The sequence below is a fragment of the Phosphitispora sp. TUW77 genome (assembly GCF_048453025.1).
GTDB lineage: Bacteria > Bacillota > Thermincolia > Thermincolales > UBA2595 > Phosphitispora.
In genome coordinates this window covers 2,585,134-2,600,517 of sequence record NZ_CP156677.1, presented here as the reverse complement: position 1 = coordinate 2,600,517, position 15,384 = coordinate 2,585,134, and the positions used below count along the sequence as shown (strand labels likewise).

Below are 15,384 nucleotides of genomic sequence, written 5' to 3'. Positions count from 1 at the left end.
TTATATAGGTTGAGAAATAAAACAGCTATAAAAAGGATTTGGGGGTATGCGCGTGCTGGCTGACTTGAAAAAAGACATGGAAATACTTGGAAAGCGCATCGAAGATTTGAGGGTTTCTCTTTGACTTTGATGAAAAATTAAAAAAGACTGCTGAATTGGAGGCATGCACTACTAAAGATGGTTTTTGGGACGAACCGGAAGCCGCCCAAAAAGTGATGCAGGAAATTAACCGTTTGCAAACCCAGATAAATGATTATATTCAGGTATTACAAAGGTATGATGATGTTAATGTTCTTTGGCAATTAAGCATGGAAGAAGGGGATGAATCCCTGGAAAAGGAAGTAACCAGGGATATGGAAGAACTGGAAGCTGTACTCAGTGAAATGGAACTGGTTCTGTTGTTAAGCGGTCCATACGACCGGGCTAATGCGGTTATTTCACTGCATGCCGGCGCAGGAGGCACTGAAGCCCAGGATTGGGTAGAAATGCTGCTGCGCATGTATACCAGGTGGGCCGGTGAACGGCATTATGGTGTGGAAACACTTGACTTCCTGCCAGGGGATGAAGCCGGTGTTAAAAGCGCTTCCCTGCTTATTACCGGTGAGAATGTTTATGGATACCTCAAATCTGAAAAAGGTGTACACCGGCTGGTAAGAATATCGCCTTTTGATGCGTCGGGCAGAAGGCATACTTCATTTGCTTCAGTTGATGTGCTGCCGGAGGTTGAAGATGATAACCAGGTGGTTATAGATACGGGGGACCTTAAGATTGATACTTATCGTTCCGGCGGTGCTGGCGGGCAGCATGTTAATAAAACCGATTCTGCTGTACGGATAACACACCTGCCTACAGGGATTGTTGTCCAGTGCCAGAATGAACGGTCCCAGCATGCAAACCGTCTTAAAGCGATGAAGCTTCTTCATGCAAGACTTTTGGACCTTCAGCTGAAACAGAAGGAGGAGGAGCTTAGTGCTATCCGGGGAGAACAGCAGGATATTGCTTGGGGAAGTCAGATAAGGTCGTACATTTTCCAGCCGTATACCCTTGTGAAGGATCATCGCACAGGAGTTGAGATAGGTAATGTTGAGTCAGTTACGAATGGGAACATTGACTTGTTTATTTCAGGTTACCTTCAGTTACAGGCGAAACGCCGGTAAATTAATATATGGTTAAAACTGGCGCTCCCGAGGGATTATAATAGTAGCATGCTTTGGGGGAGGCTCCATTGAAACTAAGGGTATTTCGCGAATATTTTTTCATATTAATAGGTGTTACAATTACCGCAGTTGGACTGGATATGTTTCTTGTGCCCAATAAGATTGCTGCCGGCGGGGTAAGCGGGATTGCTACTATCGTTTATTATAAGGCGCGTTTTCCGGTGGGCTTGACGATGTTCATCATAAACGTGCCCCTTTTTCTTGCCGGCGTGAGAAAAATGGGAATGGGATTTGGCGTCAGGTCTTTATTTGGGACAGCAACTATTTCCCTGGCAGTTGATCTTCTGGCCCCAGTTTTGCCTATTCCTACCAGAGACCCTCTGCTTGCTTCGATATATGGAGGTATATTTGCAGGAATCGGTATCGGTATTGTTTTCCGTAACAGGGGCACAACCGGGGGGACTGATTTGGCTGCCGCAATTATCAATAACTATATGAAAATGAGTGTTGGTGTTGTTCTTTTTATGATTGACGCTTCTGTTATAATTGCAGCCGGAATTACCTTCAGGAGTGCGGAATTGGCCCTCTATGCTCTGCTTACAGTTTTTCTTACCTCAAGGGTAATTGACATTGTTCAGGAAGGATTTGGTTATGCCAAGGCAGCTCTGATTATATCCGATAATCCTGAGGCTGTATCTGAGGCAATCCTGAACCGTATGGACCGGGGTGTTACTACTTTAAAGGGCAAAGGGATGTATACCGGCACTAACCGGGATGTTGTTTTTTCAGTTGTCACCAGGGCTGAAATATCAATATTGAAGGAATTGGTACATAGTATTGATGAAAAGGCATTTGTTATCCTGACCGATGTTCATGAAGTTTTGGGCGAAGGTTTTAAAAGAAGAGTGTGAGACAACCACAAACCAAGAAGGAGTTGACAGAAATAATGGATAGTTCTGTAGTGCAGGGTTTAGAGGTGAAGGCCTGTAAATTGCGGCAGGATATTGTAAGAATGCTGGGAGAAGCCGGGTCAGGGCATCCTGGGGGTTCCCTTTCTGCCGCCGATATTGTTGCTGCCCTTTTCTTTAATGAAATGAAGATAGATCCACAGCAGCCGGATTGGCCGGACAGGGACCGCTTTGTGCTCAGCAAGGGTCATGCCGCGCCTGTCTTGTATGCTGCCTTGGCTGAACTGGGGTTTTTCCCCAAGGATGAACTTATGACTCTTAGGAAGACCGGCAGCAGGCTGCAGGGGCATCCCAGCATGAAACATCTTCCTGGAGTTGAGATGTCAACCGGTTCCCTAGGTCAGGGACTTTCTGTTGCTAACGGGATAGCTATTGCCGGTAAGCTGGACAAGCTTGATTACAGGGTGTATGTTATCCTGGGTGATGGGGAAATCCAGGAGGGTCAGGTTTGGGAGGCTGCTATGGCGGCATCCCATTATAAGCTTGATAACCTGGTTGCTTTTTTAGACCATAATGGACTGCAGATTGACGGGCCTGTAGCTGAAATAATGTCACCGGAACCTGTTGCTGATAAATGGCGTGCCTTTGGATGGCATGTTGAGGAAATAGATGGTCATAATATGAAGCAAATTATAGAAGCACTTGCCAAGGCCAGGGAAATTAAAGGCAAACCTGTTATGATTGCAGCCAATACTGTCAAAGGAAAAGGAGTATCATTCATGGAGAATCAGGTAGGTTGGCATGGCAGCACTCCAAATGCTGAGCAGACCAGTCAGGCTTTGGCAGAGTTAGGAGGGGAAGCCGGTGAGTAAAAAAGTAGCGACACGTGAGGCTTATGGAAAAGCCTTGGCTCGAATGGGAGCGGTGAACAGCAACATTGTGGTTCTTGATGCCGACCTTTCCAAATCAACAAAAACAGCGGATTTTGCCGCGGTATTCCCTGATCGGTTTTTCGATATGGGAGTAGCTGAGCAGAATATGCTGGGGACAGCTGCCGGATTGGCAGCAGCAGGTAAAATACCGTTCGCCAGTTCCTTTGCGGTTTTTGCCACCGGAAGAGCTTTTGAACAAATTCGTAATTCTATAGCATATCCCAAGCTGAATGTTAAGATTGCGGCCACTCATGCAGGAATCAGTGTAGGTGAGGATGGGGCATCACACCAGTCTATTGAGGATATTTCCTTGATGCGAACACTGCCTAATTTGACAGTGATTGTACCCGCAGATGCAGTTGAGACTGAAAAAGCGGTAGAGGCAGCAGTGGAGATAAACGGACCTGTTTACCTAAGGCTTGGCAGGCTTGGCTTGCCTGCGGTCTTTGATGAAAACTACCAGTTTGAAGTAGGCAAAGCAGTTACTGTGAAAGAAGGCAGTGATATTACCATTATTGCCTGTGGTCTAATGGTAGGCCATGCAGTCGAGGCTGCTGAGATGCTGGCCGCTGAAAATATCAGCACCCGTATAATTAATATGCATACAATTAAACCAATTGACAGGGATACCGTTATAAAGGCTGCGCGGGAAACCGGGGCAATCGTTACCGCAGAAGAGCACAGTATTATAGGAGGGCTTGGCAGTGCTGTAGCTGAGGTTCTGGTGCAGTCTGAACCGGTCCCCCAGGAAATGATAGGGGTCAGGGATACCTTTGGTGAGTCAGGTAAACCGGCTGAACTGCTTCAGAAGTATGGCCTGATGCCGGCAGATATTGTTACTGCGGTTAAAAAAGCATTGGATAGGAAGAACGGATAGTTAAGGGACAGTCCCGTCATTTGACCACAAAAGCATTTAAGGGGTAGATATATTCCTCCAGAACGGCTACGACTCAGTTTGTTACCGGTTCCTGCTGTGCAGGAACCGACAAACGGACGTCAGACTCGTTCTTCCGGAACATATCTACCCCTTTCCAGCTTAGAGGAATAAGACCGTGACTTTTTCCTGTAATGTTTTGGTAAAGCACCCTTTAAAATCCTATTATTTCTGCACTTTAAAAGAGGAATTTAAGATATAATGTCGAAAAAATTAACTATATTTGAGTGTTTATTTGAAGCTCATGTTACAGTCCAGCAAACGCACTATTGTCGAAACAATATTTATTAGGGGTGTTAATTTTTAAATGATAAATATGATTAATGTCTCCAAGGTATATCCAAATGGCACCAAAGCTTTGACAGATATTACTATGAGGATAGAAAAAGGTGAATTTGTTTTTTTGGTAGGTCCCAGCGGCGCCGGTAAGTCAACAATGACAAAGTTGATTTTTCGGGAAGAACAGCCATCAAGGGGCCAAATTCTCTTTAACAGAAAAAACATTTCACGTTATAAACAGCGTGAAATACCATACATTAGAAGGGCAATAGGTGTTATCTTTCAGGACTTCCGGCTGCTGCAAGGCAAAACAGTTGCCGAGAATGTTTCTTTTGCCCTTGAAGTGATAGAAGCATCCAGAAAGGAAATTAAGAGAGCAGTTCCTGAAGCACTTGAAATGGTCGGGCTAACCCATAAGGCTAGTGCCATCCCATCTGAGTTGTCAGGCGGTGAGCAGCAGAGGGTAGCTATTGCCCGGGCTATTGTTAATAACCCGCCATTGGTAATTGCTGATGAACCTACCGGGAATCTTGATCCAGATACATCATGGGAAATTGTAACCCTGCTTCAGGAAATAAACAAGTGCGGGACAACCATAGTTATGGCTACACATGCTAAAGAAATTGTGGATTCAATGAGAAAAAGGGTTGTTGCTTTGGAAAAGGGCAGGATTGTCAGGGATGAGGAAAGAGGTGGATACGGCTATGAGGATTAGGACATTTGGCTATTTCATCCGTGAAGCCTGCAAATCCTTGTACCGTAATAACTGGATGGGTCTGGCCTCCATAGGTACTGTTGCCGTATCCCTGATTATATTCGGAGTATCCCTGATAAGTGTGATGAATGCCAATTACCTAGCCACAAGGTTAGAATCAAACGTAGAAATTATTGCTTATCTCAAGGATGATGTAGCTGAAGCAGATGCCCGGGTGCTAAATGAAGATATAGCCAAACTGCCGGGAATTTCAAAGGTAAAGTTCAAAAGCAAGGATCAGGCCCTTAAAGAGTTCAGGAAAGAATTGGGGGCCGAGCAGAACATGATAGATGCCCTAGGTGGAAACAATCCTCTGCCTCACCTGTATGTAATAAATACCATCGCACCTGAGGACGTGGTCAAGGTAGCCGAAAGCCTTCAGGGCTTTAAACAGGTTGAGAAGGTTGATTATGGAAAAAACTTTGTGGAAAAGCTTTTTGCAGTTATTAACTGGGTGCGTATAGTAGGCATAACGGTTATAGTCCTTCTAGGTCTGGCTGCTATTTTTTTAATTGCTACAACTATTAGGTTGACTGTCTTCAATAGGAGAAAAGAGATTGAGATTATGAAAATACTAGGTGCTACCAACTGGTTTATCAGGTGGCCTTTTCTGCTTGAGGGAATGGTGCTTGGTTTTACCGGGGCCTTGCTTGCAGTCTTGGTAGTAAGTGTAAGTTATGTTTCTTTTACTGATTACATTCAGAACAATTTTAATTATGCTGTCTTTGGGCTGCAAACAGACCCGCAGTTCTTGTTGATGCTGGGCACTTCCATGCTTGGAGCCGGTATGTTTATTGGTGCTGTTGGGAGCAGTATCTCAATGCGTAAGTTTTTGAGGATTTAGAGTAGGCTCTCGGAAATGACCATAGGTTAATCTGGTAAAGCATTGCACCGATTTTCCGCTCCGGCATCGGAGGATTCTAACCTTGCTCCTGGCGAAGCCATGGACTAAACCGCCAATTCGGCATCCTGCCTCAACGGCGGCTTCACCATCCGTGGTTCCGGTCCATGGCTTCGCTTAGCGGAGACTTCGGTAAAAATCCTCAAGATGCCTTCGCAAGGAAAATCTTGTGCAACACCTCACCAGATTCCACGGTCATATCCGTAGCCTACTGTGGAAGGAAAAACAAAAAGTCCAAGGCGCGAAGCCTTGAACATAAAGCATCTCGAATTTCCGAGAGCGTACTTAGAGCAAAAGGAGGGAACCCGGTGAAACGAATATCTAAAAAAGGCCGGATTTTTGCAGTCATGATGACTTTATGTATACTATTGGCGGGTTCTATTATACCGTCATTTGCCGGTGAGCTGGATGACCTGATTAAGGAGCAAAAACAGAAACAGCAGGAAATGTCCCGAACGCAGAAGCAGATTAAAACAGAAAAACAAAAGGAAAAGGCTGTATTACAGGAGTTGTCTAACCTGGACAAGTCAATTGATAAAGTGGAAAATGAGATTGGTATCTTGCATATGAGGATTGCAGAAGTAAGTGAACAGGTTGAGAAGGTGAAGCTTGATTTAAAGAATGCAGAAGAGAGGCTGGAGGAGCGTACTGCAATCCTTAATGTGAGGGTTAAGGATATATATATGAACGGACAAGTGAACTACATGGAAGTTTTAATGAACGCTAACAGTTTTTCTGATTTTGTAACCAGGTCAGAATTTTTAAGCCGAATAGTGAAGCAGGATACTGAACTGGTTAATACCATTGAAGATGAGCGGCGGGATATTTCCAATAAAAAAGCTGACCTTGAAATAAAATTAAATGAAATCAGGAATCTGGAAACGAAAAAGTCCAAACAGCAGTCCAGCCTGGAAGCTATTAAGGATAACCGGGAGGAAAAGCTTGATCAAATTAAGTCTACCCAGGAAGCATTAAAAGAAGCTCTGGATGAAATGGAGAAAGAATCCAAAGCCCTGGATGAGCTGATCAGGCGGAAGTCTGCCAATTCAAAGGCTAAGGGCACCGGACAGCTTATTTGGCCCGTACCGGGATATTCGAGGATAAGTTCCGAGTATGGCTGGAGGATGCATCCTATCCTGAAAACACGCAGGTTCCATGATGGCATTGATATACCCGCACCTACCGGGACAGCGGTAAAAGCCGCAGATAGTGGGACTGTCATTTATGTAGGCTGGCAAAACGGTTATGGCAAAGTAGTAGTGCTGGACCATGGTGCAGGAATAACCACAATGTATGCCCACCTTTCGTCTCAGTTAGTGTCTGACGGCCAGGAAGTTAGCAAGGGTGCGACGATCGGAAAAATAGGCAGTACTGGATGGAGTACCGGTCCACACCTTCATTTTACCGTTAGGAAAGCCGGTTCTCCGGTCAACCCGCATAGCTATTTATAATACTGCGTCTTTCAAATAATTCCTGTTGTTGTTTTTTTTCTAATAATATTGTACTATTATACATATATTTAAGTGTGTATAAAATGTAGTTGGGTAGGTGGTATTTTTGTCAGAGCGGCGCAGGGTACTGGTTGGTGTTGTTGGGGTATTGCTTGTTCTTGCAGTTATTTCAGGTGGATTTGTGACCGGTGCCTTGATAACAGACTATGATAACCTGGGCACACTAACCCGGGTTATTTCTTTGGTACAAAAGCATTATCTGGAAACAGCCGAGCCAGCGGATATGATTGACGGAGCCATAAAAGGTGTTGTTGACTCACTGGGGGACCCTTATTCAATTTATATGCCGCCAAAGATGTACCAGGAACTGACCGAGCAGGTTAGGGGAAGTTTCGGCGGAATCGGAATACTGGTTGGTCAGAATGAGGAACATATCGTAGTAGTGAAGCCTATTAAGGATACTCCGGCTTACAATGAAGGCCTTAAGGCCGGGGATATTATTTTTAAAATTGATGGGAAAGACACCAAGGATATGGACATGGATTCGGCAGTTAACATGATGCGGGGTCCGGTGGGCACAGAAGTTAAGCTGACTGTATACCGGAAGTCGGATAACAAGATGCATGATTTTATTATTTCACGGGAAATTATCAGGGTTCCGACTGTTGAAGGAGAGATACTCCAGGATACGGATATTGCTTATGTCAGTATTGTTCAATTCAGTTTGAATACCGCAGTCGAGCTTCAGAAAACTCTGTCTGATTTGGGGGTTTCCATTAAAGAACAGAACAGTGGAAAGGTAAAAGGGATAATCCTGGACTTGAGAGGAAACCCCGGCGGGGAACTGGAGGCTGCTGTCAAGGTTGCCGATATGTTTGTTCCTGAAGGACCAATAGTTTATATTACTTACCGGTCCGCTGAAGAAGAAACATACGAGGCAGACAACCGCTACCTTAATTTACCTCTGGTGGTTTTGGTTGATGGTAATAGTGCCAGTGCTTCCGAAATTGTTGCCGGAGCAATTAAGGATACTCAAGCCGGTACCTTGGTTGGAACCAAGACATTTGGCAAGGGTGTGGTCCAGTCACTTTATGAACTGCAGAATAACGCAGGTCTTAAACTGACAACCGGTAAGTACCTTACACCTAACAGAAATGATATTAACAAAAAGGGTATTGAACCACATATTGAGATGGAACAGGCTGAAGATGTTGAAACTGATGTCCAGCTTGAAAAGGCAATTCAAATTATTGAGCAGAAGACAAAGTAGACTTAAGGGCCACGATGGAGATTTCGTGGCTCTTTGATTAAGCAGCACTGATGATTAAGAAGCACTGTAGATTGAATAAGGGGTATATTAATGAATGAAGTGCTCTGTTTTTTCAAGCTAATAGCCGGAGAATTAACAAGTGCGCTGCAGAATCCTCTTTTTTGGGTGGTCCTGGTCCTCGTAGCTTTTCAATACCGTAGAATTGCCAAATCCAGGGAAAACCTTTTTGGCATTAGTGGCAATACAGTATTCCGGGATACCCTTTCTGCTACGTGGTATGGATTCATAGGCGGACTCTTGGGAAGCATTCTCCTGATATTAGCAGGAATCAATCTAACAGGATTGGCAATAAGCTATATTTGGCCTCTGGCCCTTATCCTAATGCTGATAAACCCAAGGTTCCTTTGTTTTTCATATGCTGGAGGCATAGTTGCTTTAAGCAACCTAATGCTAGGTATCCCTGCGGTTGACGTTCCCCAGTTGATGGGGCTGGTAGCTATCCTGCACCTGGTAGAAAGTATGCTCATATATTTCAGTGGTCATGCAGGTGCTTCGCCCATGTACATGAAAAAGCCGTCAGGTCAAATTGTTGGAGGTTTCACCCTGCAAAAATTTTGGCCTCTTCCGATTGTGGCGGTTGCTTTTTTGTCTGAGGCATCAGGTCTTACCTTATTGCCGTTAATGCCTGACTGGTGGCCCCTAATTCAGTCGGGAAACAATTTTATCTTGGGCATGTCAGGGGTACTCTTCCCTTTTGTAGCTGGACTCGGATACGGCGACCTGGCCTTGGCTCATACTCCGGTTGAGAAAAGCAAGCTTTCGGCGCGTAATTTGGGGATATACAGCTTTATTTTACTGGGCCTTGCAGTATTGGCATCGCGTTTTCAGGACATTGAGTACCTGGCTGCGGTTTTTGCCCCCCTTGGGCATGAAATAGTGATATATGTTGGACAGCACATTGAGTTTAAGGGGAAGCCTATTTTTGTCCCTCCTTTGAGAGGGGTGCGTTTACTGGAGGCTGTACCCAATACAGCAGTACAGGCTGCAGGTATTCGTTCAGGAGATGTTATTTATACAATAAACGGGCAGCCGGTTAACAGTAAGCTGGATATCGAGGCTGCTTTGGGAAGCGGGGCGCGCCTGCTGGAAATAGAATTTATTACACATAGTAAAAAGAAGTGGCAGAGGGTAATCATGGAGCTGAAACCGTATCAGCCTGCGGGGATAATTCCTGTTCCTGAAGGTGATGAATACACATATACGGAGTTTGTCAGCCAGAGTATTATTTCCCGAATTGCAGAGAAAATTGGGAGAAACAAAAAAGGCATATAAATTAACTTATTAAAGAATGTTTACTTTTTTGCCACATTTTGTTCACATTTAATCTATATAATGTTAATTAGGGGCTCTGTAAAATGATCCAAGAAAATGCCCGCGAAAAAATCAATAGGAGACGATGCCGGTGAAATGTCCTAGGTGCGAAAGTGATAAGTGGCTTGGTGTGCTTCATACTATTCACAGAAAAGACTCTACTCTGCAAACGTATTTTTGTAAAAACTGCTATATAGAATTTGTGCTTCGTAATGACAGGATTTCAGGTGTATACAGGGTTTTAGCAAATGGCAGATTACTGCAGATAAGTTAAACCAATTAACTAGTTTTTTTCGTCATGCTTAACCCCGTCACTTCGGTGGCGGGGTTAAGTGTAACCGAATAATGAAATTCGTTGACATTTTGCAGCTATTAACATATACTGAAAACATAAATTACATTTAGCATCAAGCTTCGTTAGGTGAGGCTTCTGCACAGATCATACGCCACTGCCCGGAAATGTCGAGAGACGCCAATGGGTTAACAGGTACTGCCGGATTAAGGTTTTACCTAATGTGGCTGAACCATAAGGTTTTAGCTGTGTATGTGCCAAAGCTCGTACGAGGGAGACCGATGTGTTAGTTTTTTTATTTCGTTTAATACATCTTCCCTTTTGGAAGATTTTTTTATTTGGGGTGATTTTTATGGATGTTGCGCCTAGTTGCAGTACTAAAAAGTTGATAAAAAACAGCATCGAAAATACAATGAAAAAAAATCCTGCCAAGGGGTCTTTGTGTCTTTTGAATTGAGAAATATTCCTATTATTGCAATGTGAATATTTGCGGATGACATGAGGAACCTCCCCGGGTAATTTTTCAGGGGAGGTTTTTTGTTTCCCGGTTACTGATTACTGTAAGTATAATATAAACGCAGAGGCAGTACCAAAATAAATACTTAAGGAAAAAATATCATTAAGAGTTGTAATCAGGGGCCCTGAAGCAATGGCCGGGTCAATTTTGAAGTAATACAGCAGCAGGGGGATTACTGTTCCGGCAAGTGTTCCGATAATCAGAGTTAGGAACAGGGAACTGCCTACAACAAAGCCAAGAAAAAGGTTCCTTTGCCAGATATATGCTAACACTGCAATCAGCAGTCCGCAAATGCTCCCAATTGTGACTCCGACTCCCAGTTCACGGGTTACCAGCCGAAAAACTGCTCTGCGGTCAATATCATCGGCAGCCAGCCCGCGGACTACCACGGCCAGTGATTGGGTTCCGGTATTTCCTGTCATTCCGGCAATCATTGGCATAAAAAAGGCAAGAGACACTGCTTTTTGCAGGGCGTCTTGAAAATTGCTAATTATAGTTCCTGATATTAGTCCAATAAAAAGCAGCATAATCAGCCAAGGCAGCCTTAGAAAGGATGCAGTCACTGCCCGGGTATTAAAATCTATTGCTTTGTCTGAAGCAGAGAGTTTGCCGATGTCTTCATTGGCTTCCTGAATCAGCACATCAACAACATCGTCAACAGTCACTATTCCGAGGAGGCGGCCATGTACATCAATGACAGGCAGGGCAACAAAATCATATTTTTCGAATAAGCGGGCCACTTCTTCCTGATCAGTGTCAACGGTGACAGAAATAATTCGGCTGAACATAATATTATTAATATTGTCTTCCAGATCGGCAAGGAGCAGGTCGCGGTATGACACCACACCGGTTAACCGGTTGTCTTCATTGAGTACATAAAGATAGTAAATATTTTCCGCTATTTCGGCAAAGTCTTTGAGTTTATCAACTGCTTTTCTTACCGTATAAGTATTCCGGATCCATACATAACGGTTTGTCATAATGCCTCCCGCGGTTTCAGGAGGATATTTCATCAGATTTTTGACGTTTTGCGACTCTTCCTGCCGCATGAAAGCGAGGAATTCCTGACTTTTGTTGTGGGAGAGTTCATTGAGCAAATCTGCCAGGTCGTCATTTTCCATTAAGTCCATTACCCTGGAGGATACTTCAGTCCCCAGACGGTTAAGGATATCCAGTTGTACTGAGGTTTCCAGTTCCTGTATTAAAACTGCGGTCTCTTTCAAGTCCAGGAATGAAAGAAATTCATTCCTTAAATTTCCCGGCGTTTTTTGGTATGCTTCCGCTATATCATAAGGCTGCAGTTCTTCAATGATATCCCGGAAACCAAGGCGGTTTTTACCGGCTATGTAATTGAAAAGAGTATTTCGGGTTCCGGTTGCAGATGTTTTTTGCAGCATATATTATCACCATTTATAAGAATGATTTAGATTTACACAGATTAGTGTACCCCTAATTATCAATAGTTTACTACTTATAAGTAATAACCGCTTTTTGGAAGATAGGAAGAAAGGAAGAAGCAGAAGCAGAAAGGAGTGGGAGTGGTGATCACCATTTATAATTCAGATGTGTCCGGGAATTTTTGTGAGACAGACATAATTACAAAGGGATGCTGGGTGAATCTGGTAGACCCTACCGAACAGGAAATACATTTCATTTCTGAAAAGCTGGGAATCGAGTCCGACTTTATCAGGGACCCCCTTGATGAGGAAGAAAAATCCAGGATTGAAAAAGAAGATGGAACCCTATTGATAATTGTTGACATCCCTGTCTTCAACACTGATGAGGAGACATCTACTTTTGATACCATTCCTCTTGGCATGATAGTTGTGGAGGACAACTATTTTGTTACTGTCTGCCTTAAAGAAAATCCTATCATAAATGATTTCGCCAATAACAGGGTTAAGGGTTTCTTTACTTTTAAGAAAACCCGGTTTATCTTGCAGCTTCTTTATCGGATAGCTGTTTATTACCTGAGATACCTGAAGCAAATTAGCAGGAAGACTGATCAGATTGAGAGAAGGCTGCACAAGTCAATGAAAAACCAGGAACTCTTTTCCCTGTTGAGCCTTGAAAAGAGTTTGGTATACTTTAACACTTCACTCAGGTCAAATGAGGCTGTAATGCAGAAACTGCTTAAATCCAAATGGCTGAAGATGTACCCCGAGGATGAGGAAATAATGGAGGATGCTATTATTGAAAATAAGCAGGCTATAGAAATGGCTCATATATACAGCAATATTCTCACGGGTATGATGGATGCTTTTGCTTCAGTTATTTCGAACAACCTAAACATTGTGATGAAATTTCTGACCTCAGTTACAATTGTTCTCTCTATTCCGACTATGGTAGCAAGCTTTTTTGGGATGAATGTCAAACTGCCCTTTGGTTTTGATACCACAAACCCATATGCTTTTCTGCTGATTATTTTGATTTCCTTGGGGGGAACGTTTTTAGCCACTCTAATATTAGTCAAGCGGAGGATGTTTTGAGCGGTAAATCACTGATAATCGTTGGAGTATATAAGAGCCGGGACTGTTAAAGAGCGAATTTAGGGCAGGCCCGGCTGTTTTTCATTATGGCTAAATATGCTATAATATAATGTTACAGAACCAATATGGAGGAGCAATTATGGAGTTTAAACTTCAATCAGAATATAAACCTGCCGGGGACCAGCCGCAGGCTATAGACAGGCTGGTCAGGGGACTTCAGGAAGGCCGGAAACACCAGACTTTGCTTGGAGTTACCGGTTCGGGCAAGACCTTTACCATGGCTAATGTGATTGCACAGGTAAAGAAGCCTACCCTTGTCATTGCCCATAACAAAACACTGGCTGCTCAATTATGTGGGGAGTTCAAGGAGTTTTTCCCAGATAATGCAGTGGAATACTTTGTGAGTTATTATGACTATTATCAGCCTGAGGCATATATCCCTCAGACCGACACATATATCGAAAAAGATGCTTCAATCAATGAAGAGATAGATAAGCTCAGGCACTCGGCCACAGCAGCTCTTTTTGAACGACGTGATGTTATTATTGTTGCCAGTGTATCCTGTATTTACGGCTTGGGTGACCCGGCAGAATACCGGGACCTGGTAGTGTCCGTACGTAAGGGAGCTGAAATTGGCAGAGATACAATGCTGCGAAAACTGGTAAGTATTCAATACACCAGGAATGATATGAATTTTGTCCGGGGAACCTTCAGGGTAAGAGGTGACATTGTTGAGATTTTTCCGGCATCACATGGTGAACAGGCTATCAGAGTAGATTTTTTTGGTGATGAGGTAGATAGGATATTGGAAATAGACACCCTTACAGGAGAAGTCCTGGGAGAAAGAAGCCATGTGTCCATTTTCCCTGCCAGCCATTTTGCCACCTCAAGGGAAAAGCTGGACAAAGCTGTCGCGGATATTGAGAAGGAGCTGGAATGGAGGCTGGCCCAGCTCAAGGAGCAGGGAAAACTTCTGGAAGCACAGCGCCTTGAACAGAGGACTAATTTTGACATAGAAATGATGCGGGAGATGGGATATTGTTCCGGAATAGAAAACTATTCACGACACATTACCGGGAGGAAACAGGGGGAATCCCCCTATACTCTCTTGGACTATTTTCCGGAGGATTACCTGATTATTGTTGATGAATCACACGTTACTCTTCCCCAGGTCCGGGGTATGTATGAAGGTGATCGTTCAAGGAAAGCCGCTCTGATTGAGCACGGATTCCGGCTGCCTTCTGCTTTGGATAACAGGCCCTTGATGTTTAAGGAGTTTGAGGGCCATATAAACCAGATTATATATACTTCGGCAACTCCTGGGGCTTATGAGCTGGAGCACAGCCAGCAAGTTGTGGAACAAATTATCAGACCTACCGGGCTTCTTGACCCTGAGGTTCATATCAGGCCTGTTAAGGGTCAGATTGATGACCTTATAGAGGAGGTCAAGGTTCGTGTGGAAAAGACTGAGCGGGTGCTGGTAACTACCCTGACCAAGAAAATGGCGGAAGACTTGACAGATTATCTAAAGGAAGTAGGAATTAAGGTAAGGTACTTGCATTCAGATATTAAAACACTGGAACGGATGGAGATTATCAGGGAATTGCGCCTGGGGGTGTTTGACGTTCTGGTGGGGATTAACCTGCTCCGGGAGGGCCTCGATATTCCCGAGGTGTCACTGGTGGCTATTCTTGATGCCGATAAGGAAGGGTTCCTTCGGGCGGAGCGCTCGCTGATACAGACTATCGGCCGGGCTGCGCGAAATGCCGGAGGGCAGGTTATCATGTATGGTGATATAATTACAGAGTCCATGTCTAAGGCTCTTAATGAGACAAACCGCCGGCGCCGGATACAGACGGAGCATAACATAAAACATAATATTACTCCACAGACTATTAAGAAAGCGGTCCGGGATGTAATTGAAGCCACCAGGGCGGCTGAGACGGAAGCGGTTTACCGGACGGATGGGCCCAGGACAGAGAAAATGTCACGCCGTGAACTGAATAAATTTATTGCCGGTTTGGAAAAAGACATGCGGGAAGCGGCAAAGCATCTGGAATTCGAAAAAGCGGCACAGCTGAGGGATCTGATTATTGAGCTTAGGGCGCAGGCAAGGGGGGAATAGTAAA

13 protein-coding genes and 1 riboswitch are annotated in these 15,384 nt (G+C 44.1%); of the genes, 12 read left to right on the top strand and 1 reads right to left on the bottom strand.

Translation table 11 applies throughout. The annotated features are described in order from the left end of the window. The first annotated feature begins 52 nt into the window (after positions 1-52). From prfB to ABFY19_RS12540, 10 genes are all read left to right on the top strand, one after another. Positions 53-1,157, top strand: a protein-coding gene (gene prfB, locus ABFY19_RS12585) for a peptide chain release factor 2 (protein WP_418790991.1) whose coding sequence is annotated in 2 segments (ribosomal slippage) — positions 53-109 and positions 111-1,157 — 1,104 coding nt in all. Because the reading frame shifts where the segments join, the coding sequence is not laid out codon by codon here. Between the two features lie 68 nt (positions 1,158-1,225). Continuing rightward, positions 1,226-2,068 carry a YitT family protein gene (locus ABFY19_RS12580; RefSeq protein WP_418790990.1) on the top strand — a complete coding sequence of 281 codons (843 nt, stop codon included), beginning with the start codon at positions 1,226-1,228 and terminating at the stop codon, positions 2,066-2,068. Between the two features lie 35 nt (positions 2,069-2,103). Next, entirely contained in the window at positions 2,104-2,937 is an 834-nt protein-coding gene (locus ABFY19_RS12575; RefSeq protein WP_418792607.1) for a transketolase, read from the top strand. Continuing rightward, positions 2,930-3,874 carry a transketolase family protein gene (locus tag ABFY19_RS12570; RefSeq protein ID WP_418790989.1) on the top strand — a complete coding sequence of 315 codons (945 nt, stop codon included), beginning with the start codon at positions 2,930-2,932 and terminating at the stop codon, positions 3,872-3,874. Before ABFY19_RS12575 ends, ABFY19_RS12570 begins: the two co-directional genes overlap by 8 nt. Before the next feature lie 364 nt (positions 3,875-4,238). After that, complete coding sequence (gene ftsE / locus ABFY19_RS12565) at positions 4,239-4,925, top strand: cell division ATP-binding protein FtsE (protein WP_418790988.1); 687 nt, start codon at positions 4,239-4,241, stop codon at positions 4,923-4,925. After that, the gene (gene ftsX / locus ABFY19_RS12560) at positions 4,915-5,808 is read left to right on the top strand and encodes a permease-like cell division protein FtsX (protein WP_418790987.1); all 894 of its coding nucleotides are present in this window, start codon (positions 4,915-4,917) and stop codon (positions 5,806-5,808) included. The genes ftsE and ftsX overlap by 11 nt, the downstream gene beginning before the upstream one ends. A 365-nt stretch (positions 5,809-6,173) precedes the next feature. Beyond that, positions 6,174-7,316 carry a murein hydrolase activator EnvC family protein gene (locus tag ABFY19_RS12555; RefSeq protein WP_418790986.1) on the top strand — a complete coding sequence of 381 codons (1,143 nt, stop codon included), beginning with the start codon at positions 6,174-6,176 and terminating at the stop codon, positions 7,314-7,316. A gap of 106 nt (positions 7,317-7,422) precedes the next feature. Continuing rightward, positions 7,423-8,586 carry a S41 family peptidase gene (locus ABFY19_RS12550; RefSeq protein ID WP_418790985.1) on the top strand — a complete coding sequence of 388 codons (1,164 nt, stop codon included), beginning with the start codon at positions 7,423-7,425 and terminating at the stop codon, positions 8,584-8,586. A 90-nt stretch (positions 8,587-8,676) separates the two neighbouring features. Beyond that, the gene (locus ABFY19_RS12545; protein WP_418790984.1) at positions 8,677-9,918 is read left to right on the top strand and encodes a PDZ domain-containing protein; all 1,242 of its coding nucleotides are present in this window, start codon (positions 8,677-8,679) and stop codon (positions 9,916-9,918) included. Positions 9,919-10,048: 130 nt separating this feature from the next. Further along, on the top strand, positions 10,049-10,231 hold the full coding sequence (locus ABFY19_RS12540; RefSeq protein WP_418790983.1) for a hypothetical protein: 183 nt from the start codon (positions 10,049-10,051) through the stop codon (positions 10,229-10,231). A gap of 132 nt (positions 10,232-10,363) precedes the next feature. Further along, positions 10,364-10,533: riboswitch (M-box (ykoK) riboswitch) on the top strand. A gap of 271 nt (positions 10,534-10,804) precedes the next feature. Here ABFY19_RS12540 and mgtE read toward each other — a convergent pair. After that, entirely contained in the window at positions 10,805-12,163 is a 1,359-nt protein-coding gene (gene mgtE, locus ABFY19_RS12535) for a magnesium transporter (protein ID WP_418790982.1), read from the bottom strand. A 144-nt stretch (positions 12,164-12,307) separates the two neighbouring features. Here mgtE and ABFY19_RS12530 point away from each other — a divergent pair, with 144 nt between their 5' ends. Together ABFY19_RS12530 and uvrB are read left to right on the top strand one after the other, a co-directional pair. Next, on the top strand, positions 12,308-13,255 hold the full coding sequence (locus ABFY19_RS12530) for a magnesium transporter CorA family protein (protein WP_418790981.1): 948 nt from the start codon (positions 12,308-12,310) through the stop codon (positions 13,253-13,255). 139 nt (positions 13,256-13,394) lie between these two features. After that, positions 13,395-15,380 carry an excinuclease ABC subunit UvrB gene (uvrB, locus tag ABFY19_RS12525; RefSeq protein WP_418790980.1) on the top strand — a complete coding sequence of 662 codons (1,986 nt, stop codon included), beginning with the start codon at positions 13,395-13,397 and terminating at the stop codon, positions 15,378-15,380. Positions 15,381-15,384 lie beyond the last annotated feature (4 nt).